The 15,145-nt window shown below is 70.5% G+C and carries 12 protein-coding genes, 2 tRNA genes and 1 riboswitch; of the genes, 6 read left to right on the top strand and 8 right to left on the bottom strand.

The window, feature by feature from the left end; all coding sequences use genetic code 11:
* Positions 1–39 precede the first annotated feature (39 nt).
* Positions 40–114: transfer RNA gene (locus PARJ55_RS0105525), tRNA-Glu, on the top strand.
* Positions 115–478: 364 nt separating this feature from the next.
* Here PARJ55_RS0105525 and PARJ55_RS0105520 read toward each other — a convergent pair.
* The 4 genes from PARJ55_RS0105520 to PARJ55_RS0105505 are packed head-to-tail and all read right to left on the bottom strand — an operon-like array spanning position 479 to position 4,981.
* Positions 479–1,234, bottom strand: coding sequence for an ABC transporter ATP-binding protein (locus PARJ55_RS0105520; RefSeq protein WP_156929430.1), 756 nt, complete (start codon positions 1,232–1,234; stop codon positions 479–481).
* A 2-nt stretch (positions 1,235–1,236) separates the two neighbouring features.
* Positions 1,237–2,235 (bottom strand): iron ABC transporter permease, encoded by a 999-nt coding sequence (locus tag PARJ55_RS0105515; protein ID WP_028712117.1) that lies wholly within the window; start codon positions 2,233–2,235, stop codon positions 1,237–1,239.
* On the bottom strand, positions 2,232–3,083 hold the full coding sequence (locus PARJ55_RS0105510; RefSeq protein WP_028712116.1) for an ABC transporter substrate-binding protein: 852 nt from the start codon (positions 3,081–3,083) through the stop codon (positions 2,232–2,234). The genes PARJ55_RS0105515 and PARJ55_RS0105510 overlap by 4 nt, the downstream gene beginning before the upstream one ends.
* Complete coding sequence (locus PARJ55_RS0105505) at positions 3,077–4,981, bottom strand: TonB-dependent siderophore receptor (RefSeq protein ID WP_028712115.1); 1,905 nt, start codon at positions 4,979–4,981, stop codon at positions 3,077–3,079. The genes PARJ55_RS0105510 and PARJ55_RS0105505 overlap by 7 nt, the downstream gene beginning before the upstream one ends.
* Before the next feature lie 134 nt (positions 4,982–5,115).
* Positions 5,116–5,330: riboswitch (cobalamin riboswitch) on the bottom strand.
* A 532-nt stretch (positions 5,331–5,862) separates the two neighbouring features.
* On the opposite strand from PARJ55_RS0105505, the gene PARJ55_RS0105500 reads away from it, so the two are divergent.
* Entirely contained in the window at positions 5,863–6,060 is a 198-nt protein-coding gene (locus tag PARJ55_RS0105500) for a hypothetical protein (RefSeq protein WP_028712114.1), read from the top strand.
* 398 nt (positions 6,061–6,458) lie between these two features.
* On the opposite strand, the gene PARJ55_RS0105495 is transcribed toward PARJ55_RS0105500, so the two are convergent.
* From PARJ55_RS0105495 to PARJ55_RS0105480, 4 genes are all read right to left on the bottom strand, one after another.
* Positions 6,459–6,546 (bottom strand) — tRNA-Ser (locus tag PARJ55_RS0105495).
* A gap of 124 nt (positions 6,547–6,670) precedes the next feature.
* A complete protein-coding gene (locus PARJ55_RS0105490) occupies positions 6,671–8,011 on the bottom strand; it encodes a HAMP domain-containing sensor histidine kinase (RefSeq protein ID WP_028712113.1) in 1,341 nt (446 codons plus the stop codon).
* The gene (locus PARJ55_RS0105485) at positions 8,008–8,670 is read right to left on the bottom strand and encodes a response regulator transcription factor (RefSeq protein ID WP_028712112.1); all 663 of its coding nucleotides are present in this window, start codon (positions 8,668–8,670) and stop codon (positions 8,008–8,010) included. Before PARJ55_RS0105485 ends, PARJ55_RS0105490 begins: the two co-directional genes overlap by 4 nt.
* Before the next feature lie 24 nt (positions 8,671–8,694).
* Complete coding sequence (locus PARJ55_RS0105480) at positions 8,695–9,084, bottom strand: hypothetical protein (RefSeq protein WP_028712111.1); 390 nt, start codon at positions 9,082–9,084, stop codon at positions 8,695–8,697.
* 129 nt (positions 9,085–9,213) lie between these two features.
* On the opposite strand from PARJ55_RS0105480, the gene PARJ55_RS0105475 reads away from it, so the two are divergent.
* The 4 genes from PARJ55_RS0105475 (at position 9,214) to PARJ55_RS0105460 (ending at position 15,145) form a co-directional block, all read left to right on the top strand.
* Positions 9,214–10,098 carry a hypothetical protein gene (locus tag PARJ55_RS0105475; protein WP_028712110.1) on the top strand — a complete coding sequence of 295 codons (885 nt, stop codon included), beginning with the start codon at positions 9,214–9,216 and terminating at the stop codon, positions 10,096–10,098.
* A 219-nt stretch (positions 10,099–10,317) separates the two neighbouring features.
* Complete coding sequence (locus PARJ55_RS0105470) at positions 10,318–11,871, top strand: glucan biosynthesis protein (protein WP_232215665.1); 1,554 nt, start codon at positions 10,318–10,320, stop codon at positions 11,869–11,871.
* A 5-nt stretch (positions 11,872–11,876) separates the two neighbouring features.
* Positions 11,877–14,015, top strand: coding sequence for a glucans biosynthesis glucosyltransferase MdoH (mdoH, locus tag PARJ55_RS0105465; RefSeq protein WP_230378505.1), 2,139 nt, complete (start codon positions 11,877–11,879; stop codon positions 14,013–14,015).
* Complete coding sequence (locus PARJ55_RS0105460) at positions 14,012–15,145, top strand: OpgC domain-containing protein (protein WP_028712107.1); 1,134 nt, start codon at positions 14,012–14,014, stop codon at positions 15,143–15,145. The genes mdoH and PARJ55_RS0105460 overlap by 4 nt, the downstream gene beginning before the upstream one ends.

Here is a 15,145-nt window from a genome sequence, read left to right as displayed (position 1 = left end):
GCGGAGGCGGGCCTGGCTTAAGAGCGGGCTTGCCGGCATGGCCCGTTCGTCTATCGGTTAGGACGTCAGGTTTTCAACCTGAAAAGAGGGGTTCGACTCCCCTACGGGCTGCCATTTTCACGAACTCTTCCTTCCCCCGGCGGATCTTGCAAGACGTCCTTTGTCCCGGCCCGTCGGACGGATGGGGCTGCTTCGTGCCGGTTTCCTTCCCCGAGACCACGCCGGCGCTATGGCCTCTGCGCGATGAGCAGCATCCGGTCGGCAGGGAGGTTGCGCGACTCGTCAGCGCGGACATGCCTGCGCATCTGTCTTGGCGCTGCGGTCCTTCAGCCGCCGCAGCGTCGCGGTCGGGCGAGGGCCGCCATTCTGCCGGCCGGAAGGGGATGGCGGAATGGCACGGCGCGCGCTTCTGCAAGCCAAGCCTGGCGGTCCTGCGGTTGATATGCCGGCCGACCCGGATGGGCGGGCAACATGCCGGTCACCGTGCCTCTGACGGAATGGTGCCGAGCGGCTGGAACAGGATGCCGCCGGGGCCCTGCGCCAGATGGGCGGTGATGCCGAAGACGCGGGCGAGGTTTTCCGCCGTCAGCACCGTCCCGGGCGGGCCGTCGGCGGCGATCTTGCCCTGGTCCAGCATGACCAGCCGCGTGCAATGCCGCGCCGCCAGCCCCAGGTCGTGCAGTGAGGCCAGGACGGCATGGCCCTGGTCGGCAAGCCGGCGAAACAGCCGCATCACCTCGATCTGCGCCGCCGGGTCCAGCCCGGCGATCGGTTCATCGGCGATCAGCAGCGGTGTTTCCTGTGCCAGCGCGCGGGCGATCAGCGTGCGGGCCTGCTCGCCCCCCGACAGCTCGGTGGCGCGGCGGTGGCGCAGCGGGTCCAGATGCAGCGCGGCGATGGCGCGTTCGATGGCGGCGCGGTCGGCGCTGCCTGCGGAATGCGGATGGGCGATGCGGCCAAGCGCCACCAGCGCCTCGACCGGCATCGGCCAGGCGATCTCGCGGCCCTGCGGCATATAGGCGGCGGCGCGGGCGCGCTCGCGCACCGGCAGCGCGGCCAGCGAGCTGTGGCCCCGCGCCGGCAAGAGCCCCAGCGCCGCGCGCAAGAGCGTGGTCTTGCCGGCACCGTTCGGACCCAGCAGGCCGACGAACTCGCCGCCGCCAAGGCGCAGGTCGATGCCGTCCAGCACCGGACGGCCGGCGCGGTGCAGGGACAGGGCGCGCAGCTCCAGCATGGTCACAGCCCCTCGCGCCGGGTTTTCAGGATCAGGTGCAGGAAGAAGGGCGCGCCGACCAGCGCCGTCAGCACCCCAAGCTTCAGGTCGCGGCCCGGGGCAATCAGCCGCACGGCGATGTCGGCGGCCAGCACCGTGGCCGCGCCCCCCAGCGCCGCGGCGGGGACCAGCCGCGCCGGGCTGGCGCCGACGGCGCGGCGCAGCACATGCGGCACCACCAACCCGACGAAGCCCACGGTGCCCGCGACCGCCGTGGCGCTGCCGATCAGCGCGGCGATGCCCGCGACCAGCATCAGCCGCAGCCGCCCCAGATGCACGCCGCTGGAGGCCGCCGCATCCTCGCCCAGCGTCAGCGCCTGAAGCGCCCCGCGCGTGGGCCAGAGCACCGCGAAGCCCAAGCCCATGAACGGCGCCGCGATCCAGACATGCAGCATCGAGCGATCCGCCAGCGAGCCCATCATCCAGAACACGATCTCGTTGGCGGCGAAGGGATTGGGCGACAGGTTCAGCACCAGCGAGGTCCCGGCACCGGCCAGCGCCGAGATGGCGATGCCGGCCAGGATCAGCGCCAGCGTGCCGCCGCGCGGCCCGGCCAGCGCCAGCACCAGCAGCACCGACAGCGCCGCGCCCGCCAGCGCCGCCAGCGGCAGGCCCAGCGGAAAGGCCGCCGACAGCCCGGTCTGGATCGCCAGCACCGCCCCCAGCGCCGCCGAGGCGCTGGTGCCGATCAGCCCCGGCTCGGCCAGCGGGTTGCGCAAGAAGCCCTGCAGCACCGCGCCCGACATTCCCAGCGCCGCGCCGACCAGCAGGCCGAGAATGGCGCGGGGCAGCCGCAGCTCGCGCATGATCAGGGCAAGCGTCCCGTCGCCCCCGCCGAACAGCGCGGCGAGGCTCCGGCCCACGCCGATCCCGGCCGGGCCGGTCAGCAGCGATGCCAGAAACAGCACTGCCACCAGCGCCGAAAGCGCGGCGATCAGCAGCGGATAGCGCGGCCCGCTCATCGCGCCTCTCGCAGGGCCAGGCGCGCGGCGCGCAGCTGGGCCACGGCGCGCAGGATGAAGGGGGTGCCGCAGACCCAGTCGGGATCGGCCATGACCTCGGCGGGCCTGTCGGCGGTCAGCGCCTTCAGCGCCGGGTGGTCCAGCACCTCCTGCCCGCGGGCGTGGCCCGGGTAGCGGCGGCCCTCGACCAGCAGGTCGGGGTCGGAAAGCAGCAGGGTTTCCAGCGCCAGCACCCCGCCCGCGGGCAGGCCCAGCTCGTCCGCGACATTGTCGAAGCCGGCCAGCGCCACGATCTGACCGGCCAGGGTGGCCGAGCCAGAGCTGTAGCCGTTCACCGCGTAAAGCGCGGCGCGCGGGCGGGGGGCGGGCGGGGCATCGGCCAGCCGCGCCAGATCGGCGTCGAAACGCGCCAGCAGCGCCTCGGCCGCCGCCTCGCGGCCCAGCACCTCGCCCATGCGGCGGATATTGGCGCGGATGCCGGCAATGTCGGTCTCGACCGGGAAGACCTCGACCGGGACGTCCAGCCGCTGCAACAGCCGGATCGTCCCCGATGCGGTCCAGCCGCCGGCCAGCACCAGATCGGGCCGCATCAGGACGATCTCTTCGGCCAGGCCGTGATTGACGGGCAGGCGCGCGGCCTCCTCGGCCATGGCCGAGGCGGTCGGATCCCGCGCCAGATACGAGACCGAGACCAGTTGCCCCGGCGCCGCCAGCAGCATGGCCAGCTGGTCGGTGCAGAGGTTCATCGACAGCACCCGGCGCGGCGGATCGGCCGCGGCGGGCTGCAGGAAGCCGGGCAGGGCCAGGCCGGCCAGCAGGCAGGCGGCAAGGCCGAGCCGCCCTACCATTGCGCCGTCACCCCGGCATAGAGGGTGCGGCCCTGGCCGTAATAGCCCCAGGCCTCGGAATAGTCCCTGTCGAACAGGTTCACCACCCGGCCGGTCAGCCGGACATTTCCGGTCAGGTCATAGCCGGCGGCCAGGTTCACGGTCACGTAATCCGGCAGTTCGGTGGTGGGCGGGGTCCAGTTGCGGAACCATTCCGTGCCGTAGTTGCCCGCGACATAGCGCAGATCGGCGGTGACCGAGCCGCGGCCCTGCGCGAAGCCGGCCGTGGCACGCAGCCCCAGCAGGTGGCGGGGCTGGCCGGCGATGGGCTCGCCTTCCGCGGTCTGCGCATCGGCATAGGTATAGTTCGCGCCGAAGCGCAGCCGGTCGCTTGCCTGCAGATCCAGTTCCAGCTCGAACCCCTTGCGGGTGCTGGTGCCGGCGATGTTGGTCGAGGTTTCCCCGGCCCCGGCGATCATGTCCTCGACCTTGCTGGTGAACAGCGTGGCTCCCAACTGGCCCCTTCCGCCGGCAAAGCCCAGATCGGCGCCGATCTCATAGCCGCGGCTGGTCTCGGGCGAGAGGTCCGGGTTGCCGCGATAGGTGCCGGGCGTATAGCCGTAAAGCTCGAACATGGTGGGGTTGACGATGGCCTTGCCGGCGGCCGCGCGCAGGCGCAGGTCGCGGTCGGGCATTTGCCACGCGCCGGCGATGTTCCAGGTGGTGGCGTTGCGGAAATCCTCGTTGAAATCGCGCCGCAGGCCGGCCTGGATGCCGATCCCGTTGTCGAACCGGCCCTGATATTCCAGCGCGGCCGATCTCGTATCACGCTCATACCGGCCGCCCGGTGCGAAGGAGGCCTCGTAGATATCTCGTTTCTTCTGCAGCGCGACGTTCAGCTTCTGCGCCGAGTTGCGGGCATCGCCGCCATCAAGCGCCCATGTGCCGGTATATCTGAGATCCCGCAGCCGCGAGGCGTCGTCGTAGTCCGGCCGGCCGTCGTAGAAATGCGCGGTGGCCTGGTTGCTGCCCGAAAGGGCGAAGCGGTTCAGCAGCCGACCCCCCAGCGCCTCGGCTTCGAGCCAGAGCGAGCCGTAAGTCTCGTCCCGGTCGGCGGTCCATGGCTCGTCCCGCAGGTATTCGTCGGGCGAGGCGACGAAGGACACCGATTCGTCATAGCCGTATTCCTGCCAGCTGCGCCGCAGGGTGAAGCCGGCGGTCACCGCCTCGCTGATGTCGTAGGAGCCGCCGAGGGTCAGGCTGTCGCGCTCGTTGAACTCGGTATCGCCGCCCGGCGTGCGCGAGGCGTCCTCGCCATCGGTATGGCGCGTCGCGGCCGAGAGGCTGATCTGGCCGCGCGCGCCCATGGCGCGAAGATGGGCGCTGGCGGCGCGGGTGCCCTGACCGCCGATCTCGACCCCACCGCCATAGCTCAGCCCCGGGGCCGAGGCGCGGCGGGTGGTGATCGCGATCACCCCGGCGGCGGCATTGGCGCCGTAGATCGTCGATTGCGGGCCGCGCAGCACCTCGATGCGCTCGACATCCTCGGTCAGCAGGCCGCCGAACACATAGTCGCCGCTGCCGGGGGCATTGGCCTCGACCCCGTCGATCAGCACCAGCACGTGATTGGCTTCGCCGCCGCGGATGCGGACCTTGGTCAGGGTCTCGCCGGTCGAGGTCACGGCCAGGCCGGGCAGGTCGCGCAGCGCGTCCTGGACGGTGACGAAGCCGCGCTCTTGCAGATCCCCGGCGGTCAGGATGCTGTGGGCGCGGCCATAGGCGCTTTCGGCGACCGGCGACAGGCCGCCCGACAGGATCACGGGGTCGAGCATGACGGGCGCCTGGCTCTCCTGGCCCGTGGCGGCGGCCGGAAGGAGCAGGGCGGCGGCGGCCAGCAGGGAGACCGGGGTTCTGAACATTCCAAAGCCTTTCCAGCACGGGGCCCGGCCCCGCGATTTGCAGAACTGCCCTGCGGACAGGCCCGACAGCCCGGCCGCGGGACGGCGACTGTCACCTCTGCGGAACGGCCGCTTCCCGGGCGCGCCCCGCGCCGGAAATGGGTGATCGCTGCGGCAGGTCTCCTGGCTTGCGGATCGTTGCTCGGGCCGGCCTTCCCGGGGGTTGCCCAGTGGCGCCTGCGGCCTTCGCTCACCGCATACAGTTGCGGGGGCAGCCCCGGCCTTGCCCTGGCCGTCTTGCGGCCGGCGGGCGCACCGGTGTTCCCTTTTCATCCGGCATGGCGCCGGAACCGTAGCGGCCTTGCATTGCCGCAGGGCGCCGCGGGCTGTCAAGCGCCAATCCGGTGCCGCCGCGCGGCCGCGACAATCCGCCGGGTGGAACCGGCCGCTGAAGCGCGCCGCGGGGGCAAGGACGCTTTGGTGCCGGAGGGATCGGTGCCCCTCTGCCTGCTGCGGGATGGAACCGGCGGAACCCGCCCGCCTGCGGCGCGGGAAGGCGCCGCCTGCCGGAAAAGGGGGCCGGAATCGGGAAGCCGCCGCGGGTTCCGCGCCGGCCCGAGAACCTCGCCACCGCCGGAGGGCGCGGCCGGGGCGCCGGCCGCGGATGGCACGGGCGCGCCGTCCATTCCTGAGCGTTTTCCACGGGACGCAAAATCCGAACCCGACAGTTCGCATCAGGAAAATGTCACCGAGGAATTCTGTCAACTATATGTTTTTGCTAGATTATTTATTGACCTTCCGCGAATCCCTCTCTATATCCGGCTCAAGGTCGCCAGCCAGCGGAAAGCCAGCCAGCCACCACAGGACCCAGCCAGCCAGCCAGCCAGCCAGGAGAAACAAACATGGCAAAGACCGCTTGCAACGCCTGCGCGTTCTATGAGGATCACGTCGCCAACTCCGCCAGCACGCTTTCGGATTCCGGCCTGTGCCGCGCCAACCCGCCGGTCACCCAGAAGGATGCGGATACCAGGGGCTATTGGCCGGTCGTCAAGTCGAACGACTGGTGCGGACAGTTCGCCACCAGCTTCGCGGCCGAGTGAAGCGTCGCCACCGACGCTGCAAGGCAGCCTCCGGGCTGCCTTTGGCGTTTCGGGGTCGTGCACCCGGCCCCGTCCATCTCGGCACGGCAGGCCGGATCGGCGGCGTCGGTCAGATTCGCTGGCTGAAGGTGGGGATGGGCGTGACGCGCCGCACGGTGATGAACTGGATCGCAGCCGGGCAGATCGAAAGCAGCCGGCACGGGCAACCGTCCTGGTGCGCTCACGGCCCTGCGACAGATCGCGGGCGGGGCAGGGGCTAGCTCTGATCCATTCCAGCGCGTGGCGCATCCGCATCACTCACGACCGCACTCGGCAGCAGCCAACCGCAGAGATAAAGGCGGGCATGATGGCGGGTATGCCGCTTGATAGCGATTTTTCTTATAAATATCAATTGATTGTGGCGGATGGAGTGGGATTCGAACCCACGGAACCTTTCGATTCGCTGGTTTTCAAGACCAGTGCCTTAAACCACTCGGCCATCCATCCGCATCAAGCCCCCAGGCCGGCGCTCCTGCCGGGCAAGGCATGGCAACGGCTTGCCGCTTGCGACGTTCACAGACCCGACATGAAACCGGAAGTCAAGCCTGCGCGTCGGCCCGGATGCGGCGTGCTAGCGCGCCCCCTTCGGCAAAGCCGGAATGCCCGGCAGGCACAGGGCCGCGCAAAGCCCGCCCAGGGCCGAACGCTCAAGCGCCAGCCTGCCGCCGTGCAACGCCGCAAGGTCGGCGACGATGGCTAGGCCGAGCCCGCTGCCGGGCGGGCCGGCCTCGTCCAGACGGGCGCCGCGGGTCAGGGCCCGCGCGTGATCCGCATCCGACATGCCGGGCCCGTCATCCTCGATCAGCAGGCGCAGCCGCTCGCCCTCGGAAAGGGCGGTGATGCGGACCCGGCGCGAGGCCCATTTCACCGCGTTCTCGACCAGGTTGCCGATCATCTCCTCAAGATCCTGCCGCTCGCCGGCGAAGGCGGGGTCCGCTTCGGCCCGGATCTCGACCTGCAAGCCCGCCTCGCGGATCGGGCCGCCCAGCACCAGCAGGATGTCCCGGATCACCGGGACGACCGGAGTATGCTGGCCCAGCAGGCGCGGCGCGGCCGAACTGCGGGCACGGCGCAGATGCCAGCCGATCTGCCGGTCCATGCGCGCGATCAGCGCATGGCCGGGATGATCGGCCGGCAGGGCATTGTCCAGCGCCGCCAGCGGCGTCTTGAGCGAATGCGCCAGGTTGCCGACATGCTCGCGCGAGCGGGCGAGGACGGCGCGGTTCTGTTCCAGCAGCCCGTTGATCTCGGCGGCCACGGGGCGCAGCTCGGCCACGCCGGGCAGGGGCAGCGCCTCGGCCCGGCCGGCGCGGATGTCGCGGAGGTCGCGGCCGAGCCGGTCGAGACTGCGCAGCCCCGCCGCCACCTGCAGAAGGCTGGCCAGCGCCAGCGCCAGCCCCAGCACGGCGAGCGAGACCGCCAGCGGCCGGCGCAGCCGCGCCATGGCGGCGTCGATCTCGGCCCGCGGCGCGGTGACGGTCACGGCCAGCGCCGAGGCGGAATCGGGCAGGGTGAAGGCGTGGCGCGCCACCCGCAACGGCTCGCCCGCGGGGCCAAGGCCGGGGCCGCCCTGAAAATCCGCCTCGGGCGGGTTCAGCACATTGTCGAAGAGCGAGGGCGATTTCGCCACCACCTGGCCGTCCTGGGTCAATTGCCAGAACCAGCCCGAAAGCGGCATCTCGAATCGTGGATCGGCGGGCGCGGGACCGGCCGCCAGCCGGCCGTCGGCGCCGATCGTGGCGCCCGCGATCAGCGCGTCGGCCACCGCCTCGGTCTCGGCGTCGAAGCGGCCGGTGATGAAATCCTCGAGGATCGCGGCGATGGCCAGATAGCCCGCGACCAGTGCCACCCCGGTCAGCAGCGCCGCCAGCCCGATCAGCCGGGCGCGGATCGAATCGCGCGGCAGGATCAAGCGTCGGTCCTCAGCACATAGCCCTCGCCGCGCCGGGTCTCGATCAGCCCGTCGCCGATCTTCCTGCGCAGCCGGCCGATCACCACCTCGATGGACTTGAAGTCGCGGTCGGCGGCGGAATCGTAGAGGTGATCCGACAGCTCGCTGCGGCTGACCACGCGGTTCTGGTGATGGATCAGATAGGCGAGGATGCGGGTCTCGAATGCGGTCAGCTTCAGCGCCAGCCCGTTGCGGGTGATGACCCCCAGCTGGGTGTCGAGCCGCAGCGGCCCGGCCTTGATCACCGCCTGCGCATGGCCGGCGGCGCGGCGCACCAGGGTCTGGGCGCGGATCACCACCTCTTCCAGCCGGAAGGGCTTCACCGCGTAATCGTCCGCGCCGGCGCGGAACCCCGCCACCTTGTCGGTCCAGTCGCCGCGCGCGGTCAGGATCAGCACCGGCATGGTCACGCCGCCCTCGCGCCAGCGGGTCAGCACCTCGATGCCGGGCAGGCCGGGCAGGCCGAGGTCGAGAATCGCCAGGTCATAGGTCTCGGTCGAGCCGAGGAACTCGCCCTGCGTGCCGTCGGCGGCGATGTCGCAGGCAAAGCCGCCGTCGCGCATGGCGGCGGCCAGCTGCGAGGACAGCGTCGGGTCATCCTCGACGATCAGGCATTTCATGGCAGGCATTTCATGGCAGGCACTTCATGGTTTCGGACCCTTCCGGCGGGCATCGGTCAGCCCGGCCCCCGCCACTTCCAGGAAATCGCCGCGATGCGCGTCCAGCCGGATCAGCAGCACGTCGCGTTTCGGCGTCAGCAGGCGCAGCTCGTGCACCAGCACCACGCCGCGGGCGCGCTCCTCGGGGCGGGGCGGCACGATGCGCGCGGCGATCAGCCGGCCGCGGAACCGTTCGGCGACGATCTCGGCGGCGCGGTGCAGCGGCAGGATGCGGAGATCGCGCCGCTCCAGGCTTTCGAACTCGGGCGCCCAGTCCTCGGGCCATGGCGGGCCGCGGTCGTGGCGCTCCTCGGCAAGCGCCGGCAGGGCCAGCACGGCGGCAAGGGGCAGGGACAGGATGCGCATACGGTTCATCGCCCCTATCTAATGGGCGAAATCCAAACGAAAGCCAAACGGGTCGTTGGCATTCGGTTGGTCGGGCGGCGGCTATCAACCGATTCGTCCGGGGCCGCTGAAGATGCCCCGAGAAGGAAGGAACCAGAGATGAGCAGAACATTCTCGACCTCGATCGCGCTTTCGGCGCTGCTGGCCGTGCTGTCGGCGCCGGTGCTTGCGCAGGAGACGCCGCCGGCGGCACCGCCCGCCGCCGAGGCGCAGGCCCCGGTGGCCCTGCCGCAGGCGCTGCAGGATGCGGGGCTTGGCGACGTGACCAGCAAGCGCGGACCGCGCGGCAGCACAAGGATCGAGGGCAAGCTGGCCGACGGCACGCAGATCGATGCCATGCTGGACGCCGAAGGCCAGCTGCGCGGCCTGCGCGCCCGTGGCGAGGCCGCCCTGCCGCAGGCGCTGATCGATCAGCTCGTGCCGCAAGCCGTGCGCGACAGCGCGGTCTTCGGCGAGTTGGGCACCCTGCAGGCGGTGTTCTCGGGCGAGCGCGGCGTGATGCTGGCGGGCCGGGACGGCGACAAGAACAAGGTCCGCGCCGCCTTTGCCCAGGACGGCACGCTGCTGCGCTTTGGCCGCGGCGATGCCGATCGCGGCGAACGGCATGGCAAGCGCCATGACGACCGGCGGGACAAGGGCTTCCATCACCGCGGCCATGACCGGCGCGAGGGTCATCGCGACCGGCACCAGGGCCCGCGCGGGGATCGCGGCGGCGAACGGCCCGCCCCGGGCCGCGACATGCCGCCGGCGCCCGCCGGGACCGCGCCCGAGGCGCCCGCGCCGCAGCAGCAGGGTGCGCTGTCCCCCGTCCAGCTTGACCGGGGCGAACTGCGCATGGCGCTGACCTCGGCCGGCTACAGCCGCATCGGCGAGATCATGCAGGACGGTCCGCGCGTCGTGGCCCTGGCCGTGAACCCCGAAGGCGAGCCGGTCGCGGTCGAACTGAACCCGCGCGGACAGGTGATGCGGGAAATCAACCGTTAAGGCAGGATACGGGCAAGACGGGCCGCGCGGGCTTTCCGGCGCGGCCCTTTCCCGCGCGTTTTCGATCAACTCTCGGCAAGAGCCTGCCTTTCGACGCGAAAAGGCTTGCCTGATCCGCGCGGCAATGCGAAATCCCCCCGGAATTTCCGGGCTTTTCCGCCCGAAGAATGGGGTCGGTCGATGCGTCGTCGCGAATTTGTCATCTCTGCCGGAGCGGCCATGACGGCCGTCAGCGCGCTGTCTTCCTCGCTGGGGGCGGCCCTGGCGCAGGAAAGCCCCGAAGCCCCGCCGGAACCCGCCGCCGAGCCGGTCGAGACGGTCGAGACGGTCGAGGAGGCCGCGCCCTTCGGCTTCGAGAACGTGGTGGAGATGGCCCGGGACCTGGCCGCCAAGCCCTATGAATATCGCGATGCCGAGCTGGTCGGCAGTTTCGCCAACCTGACCTATGACCAGTATCGCGGCATCCGCTTCCGCCGCGACCGCGATCCCTGGGCCGGCAGCCGCGACTTCGCGCTGGACCTGCTGCCGCCCGGCGCCATCTTCCACGAGCCGGTGGATATCAGCCTGGTCGACGAAGGCGTGGTGATCCCGGTGCGCTTCGATCCGCACATGTTCGACTTCGACCCGGCGCAATTCCCCGACGGCGTGGATTACGAGACGCTGGGCAGCATGGGCTGGTCGGGATTTCGCCTGCGCGCGCCGCTGAACCGCCCCGACGTCATGGACGAGATCGCGGTCTTTCAGGGGGCGAGCTATTTCCGCGCCGTGGCCCGCGGCACGCTTTACGGGCTGTCGGCGCGCGGGCTGGCTATCGGCACCGGCAGCGCCGAGGGCGAGGAGTTCCCGCTGTTCCGCGGCTTCTGGATCCACAAGCCCGCCTCGCAGGACCGCTCGGTGCTGGTCCATGCGCTCCTGGACAGCCGCTCGGTCTCGGGCGCCTTCCAGTTCCGCATCATTCCCGGCGCCGAGACGGTGTTCAACACCCGGGTGGCGCTGTTCCCGCGCCAGGACATGCGCAATGTCGGCATCGCGCCGCTGACCTCGATGTATTGGTTCGGGCCGACCGACCGGTCGCGCGTGGACGATTACCGCCCCGCCGTGCATGACAGCGACGGGCTGCAAATGCTGACCGGCAGCGAGCAGCGGCTGTGGCGGGTGCTGTCGGGGCACAGCACGCTGCAGATCTCGGCCTTCATGGACAATGATCCGCTGGGCTTCGGCCTTGCGCAGCGGGCGCGCGACTTCGAATTCTACAAGGATGCCGAGGCGCGCTATGAAAAGCGGCCCTCGGCCTGGATCGCGCCGCAGGACGACTGGGGCAAGGGCACGGTCACGCTGGTCGAGATCCCGGTCGAGAACGAGTTCAACGACAACATCGTCTCGTTCTGGCAGCCGGCCGACACGCTGCGCAAGGGCAATCGCTACGATTTCGACTACATTCTTACCTTTGCGGCGGAAGTGCCTGACCGGGCGCCGATTTCCCGCGTGATCGAGACGATGTCGGGCAAGGCGGTCAACAATGCCAATGCCCGGACCTATATCGTCGATTTCGATCTGGATCTCTTCGGCTCGGAGGACCCGGTGCCGCAGCTGCGCGCCTCGGCCGGCCGCATCGGCCACAGCTATCTGCTGCGCCTGCCCGAACAGGGGCGGATGCGGCTGGCCTTCGAATACCTGCCCGAGGGCGCCAGGCTGGCCGATCTCTCGGCGGTGCTGAACGGCCCCAACGGGCCGCTCAGCGAAACCTGGATCGCCCGTTGGACCCGCGAGTGAGCAGGGTGAGCGCGACATACAGCCCCGGCCCGCTGCCCCTTGCGGCGGAGGAGAGCTGGGAGGCGCTGGACCTGCCGCAGCCCGAGGGGCCGGCGACGCCGCCCGAGGCGCCGCTGGAGATGCCCGAGCAGGATTTCCGCGGCCGCCCGCCGCAGGGACCGGACAGCCGCTGGCCTTCGCCCGGCACCGTCGCGGCGCGGCTGGTGGCCTTCGGCGGCGCGGCGGCGATCGCCTGGATGGGCTGGCGGCAGATGGTGCTGACCTTCGGCACCAGCACGACCTGGCTGCAATCGGTGCTGCTGGTGCTGTTCGCGCTGACCTTCACCTGGGTCGGCTTTTCCTTCGCCTCGATGCTCGCCGGGCTTTTCGCGCGGCGGCTGCGCACGCCCGACGGGCCGAACGAGGCCAGGATCGCCGTGATCATGCCGGTCTATCACGAGAACGCGGCGGCCACGACCGGGCTGCTGGCCGCCCTGGCGCGCGACCTCTATCGCGTCGGGCTGGCCGGGCGGGCCGAGATCTTCGTGCTCTCGGACAGCCGCGAGCCGGGCGCCGTCTTCGAGGAGATGGCGGCGGTCAGCCGGCTGCGCGACATCTCGCCGGTGCCGGTCTGGTATCGGCGCCGCCGCAGCAATACCGGCCGCAAGGCGGGGAATGTCGGCGAATTCGTGCGCCGCTGGGGCGGGCGCTACGACCAGATGGTGGTGCTGGACGCCGACAGCATCCTGGGCGCCGCGACGATCAAGACGCTGTCGGCGCGGATGAACGCCGACCCGGCCATCGGCCTGATCCAGACCATGCCCATGCTGGTCGGCGGCCAGACCATCTTTGCCCGGCTGACGCAATTCGCCGGCCGCATCTATGGGCCTGCCATCGCCCGCGGCGTGTCCGCCTGGTCGGGCGACAGCGGCAATTTCTGGGGCCATAACGCCATCATCCGGGTCGCCGCCTTCGCGCAATGCTGCGGGCTGCCGGAGCTGCCCGGCAAGCCGCCCTTCGGCGGCACCATCCTGAGCCACGACTTCGTCGAGGCCGCTCTGCTGCGCCGCGCCGGCTGGAAGGTGCGGCTGGACCACGACCTGCGCCAGAGCTTCGAGGGCTGCCCGCCCACGCTGCTGGACATGGCCGTGCGCGAGCGCCGCTGGGCGCAGGGCAACCTGCAGCATGCGCGGCTGATCTTCTCGCGCGGCTTCGCCTGGATCAGCCGGGTGCATTTCGTCATCGGCATGCTCGGCTTTCTGATGTCGCCGATCTGGCTGGCGATGATCCTCGTCGGCCTTGCGCTTTCGGCCAACGTGCTGCTGTCGCGGCCGGATTACTTCCCGCAGACCTATCAGCTGTTCCCGACCTGGCCGACCTTCGACCCGGTGCGGATGCTGTGGCTGTTCGTCGCCGCCATGTCCTTCCTGCTGGTGCCGAAATTCATCGCCATCTTTCGCGCCTGGCTGCGGCCGCTGGCCAAGGATTCGGGCGGCAACGTGCGGCTTCTGGCCTCGGCCATGTTCGAGATCGTGCTTTCGGCTCTGATCGCGCCGGTGCAGATGCTGATCCAGACCCGGCAGATCGCCGAGATCCTGCGCGGCCGCGATTCCGGCTGGGAGGCGCAGGTCCGCGCCGGGCAGATGCCGCCCTGGCGCGTGGTGCTGCGCCGCCATGCCATCCATGTCGTCACCGGCACCGCGACGCTTCTGGTGCTGGCCTTCCTGGCGCCCTGGCAGCTGGTCTGGCTGTCGCCGATCTTGGCCGGGCTGATCCTGTCGCCGCTGACCTCGCGCTGGTCCGCAAGCCCGGTCTTCGGCCGCTGGGCGCGCCGGCAGGGCCTGCTGGTCACCCCCGAAGAGCGCGAGCCGCCCGAACTGCTGACCGCCGCCAATGCGCTGGACTTCCGCATCGGCGGCATGCTGCCGCGCGAGGGGCTGGGCCAGCTGGGCCGCGACCCGGCGCTTCGCGCCCGCATCATGGCGCTGCTGCCCGAGGCGCCGCGCACCCCCATCGCCGAGCGGCTGGACGCGATCTCGGCCGAGGCCAAGATCGGTCATGCCGGCTCTCAGGCCCAGGCGCTGAGCTTTCTCAGCCCGGCCGAGCAATTGGCGCTGATCGAGAACCGCGCGCTGATCGAGGCCTTCGCAAGGCTGCCGCAATGAACCGTATCGTCGCCCTGGACATGCTGCGCGGCTATGCGCTGGTCTGCATCATGCTGGACCACATGCCGATCGGCGTGCTGCGCAAGCTGACGCTGACCAATTTCGCCGTCTTCGACGCGGCCGAGCTGTTCGTGCTGCTGTCGGGCTTCCTGGTCGGCATGGTCTGGGTCAAGGTCGAGGCGCGTCAAGGCCGCCGCACCGCGCAGCTCCGCTTCCTGCGCCGCGCCGCGCAGGTCTGGCTGGCGCTGATCGCCGGGGCGATCCTGCTGGCGCTGTTCTCGGCGCTGCTGTTCAAGCTGCAGATGAACCATACCGCGGTCTGGTTCCAATACGCGCGCTGGATCGTCGAGCATCCCATCGGCTATGTCGCCACCGTGGCGCTGATGTGGATGCAGCCCAACCTGCTGGACGTGCTGGCGCTTTACGTGCTGCTGATCGCCACCGTGCCGGTGACGGTGCCCTTCATGCTGCGCTGGCCCTGGCTCGCCATGGCGGTCTCGGTGGTGGTCTGGATCTTCGCCCAGCCGCTGAACGCGCTGATCCCGAACCAGCGCCCGGGTCCGGGGCTGCTGTTCAACCCCTTCGGCTGGCAGATGCTGTTCTTTGCCGGCGTGGCCATGGGCGCCTTCCGCGACCGCATCATGCCGGTGCTGCGCCGGCATTCGGCCCTGCTGACCTGGATCTCGGCCGGCGTGCTGCTGTTCGGCCTGACCATCGTGATCGCCTGGAAGATCGGCGCGCCCGCCAAGCCGGTCAGCCAGGTCCTGCGCCAGATCACCGGCGGCATCGACAAGTGGTCGCTGGATTTCATGCGCTTCACCGCCATTCTGGCGGCCAGCTGGATCGTGGCGGTGCCCTTGGCGCGGCCCTTCGCCTGGATGGCCGCGACCGCGCCGGGTGTGGCGCTGGCCGAGATCGGGCGCGGCGGGCTGTTCTCGTTCATCGTCTGCGTGATGCTGTCGATCTGGGGCGACGCGCTGGACATGACGGCTCCGGCCGGGCCGCTGAATTTCTGGCTGCGGCTCGGCATCGACATCTGGCTGGTCACCGCCTTCTGGGCCATCGCGGCGGTCTGGATGCGCCGCGAGGGCTGGCTGCCGCCCCTGCAGGCGCGGCTGGGACTGCGCTAA

It is taken from the genome of Paracoccus sp. J55 (assembly GCF_000513975.1).
Classification (GTDB): Bacteria; Pseudomonadota; Alphaproteobacteria; order Rhodobacterales; family Rhodobacteraceae; genus Paracoccus.
The sequence above is the reverse complement of the archived record's forward strand: the minus strand, read 5'-3'. Positions and strand labels throughout refer to the sequence as shown.

Excerpts from the sequence above, each read along its gene's own strand:
- PARJ55_RS0105485 (WP_028712112.1), bottom strand. The coding sequence starts at position 8,670 with ATGAAATGCCTGATCGTCGAGGATGACCCGACGCTGTCCTCGCAGCTG.
- PARJ55_RS0105500 (WP_028712114.1), top strand. The coding sequence starts at position 5,863 with ATGGCAAAGACCGCTTGCAACGCCTGCGCGTTCTATGAGGATCACGTC.
- PARJ55_RS0105515 (WP_028712117.1), bottom strand. The coding sequence starts at position 2,235 with ATGAGCGGGCCGCGCTATCCGCTGCTGATCGCCGCGCTTTCGGCGCTG.
- PARJ55_RS0105470 (WP_232215665.1), top strand. The coding sequence starts at position 10,318 with ATGACGGCCGTCAGCGCGCTGTCTTCCTCGCTGGGGGCGGCCCTGGCG.
- PARJ55_RS0105510 (WP_028712116.1), bottom strand. The coding sequence starts at position 3,083 with ATGGTAGGGCGGCTCGGCCTTGCCGCCTGCCTGCTGGCCGGCCTGGCC.
- PARJ55_RS0105520 (WP_156929430.1), bottom strand. The coding sequence starts at position 1,234 with ATGCTGGAGCTGCGCGCCCTGTCCCTGCACCGCGCCGGCCGTCCGGTG.
- PARJ55_RS0105460 (WP_028712107.1), top strand. The coding sequence starts at position 14,012 with ATGAACCGTATCGTCGCCCTGGACATGCTGCGCGGCTATGCGCTGGTC.
- PARJ55_RS0105505 (WP_028712115.1), bottom strand. The coding sequence starts at position 4,981 with ATGTTCAGAACCCCGGTCTCCCTGCTGGCCGCCGCCGCCCTGCTCCTT.
- PARJ55_RS0105480 (WP_028712111.1), bottom strand. The coding sequence starts at position 9,084 with ATGAACCGTATGCGCATCCTGTCCCTGCCCCTTGCCGCCGTGCTGGCC.
- PARJ55_RS0105475 (WP_028712110.1), top strand. The coding sequence starts at position 9,214 with ATGAGCAGAACATTCTCGACCTCGATCGCGCTTTCGGCGCTGCTGGCC.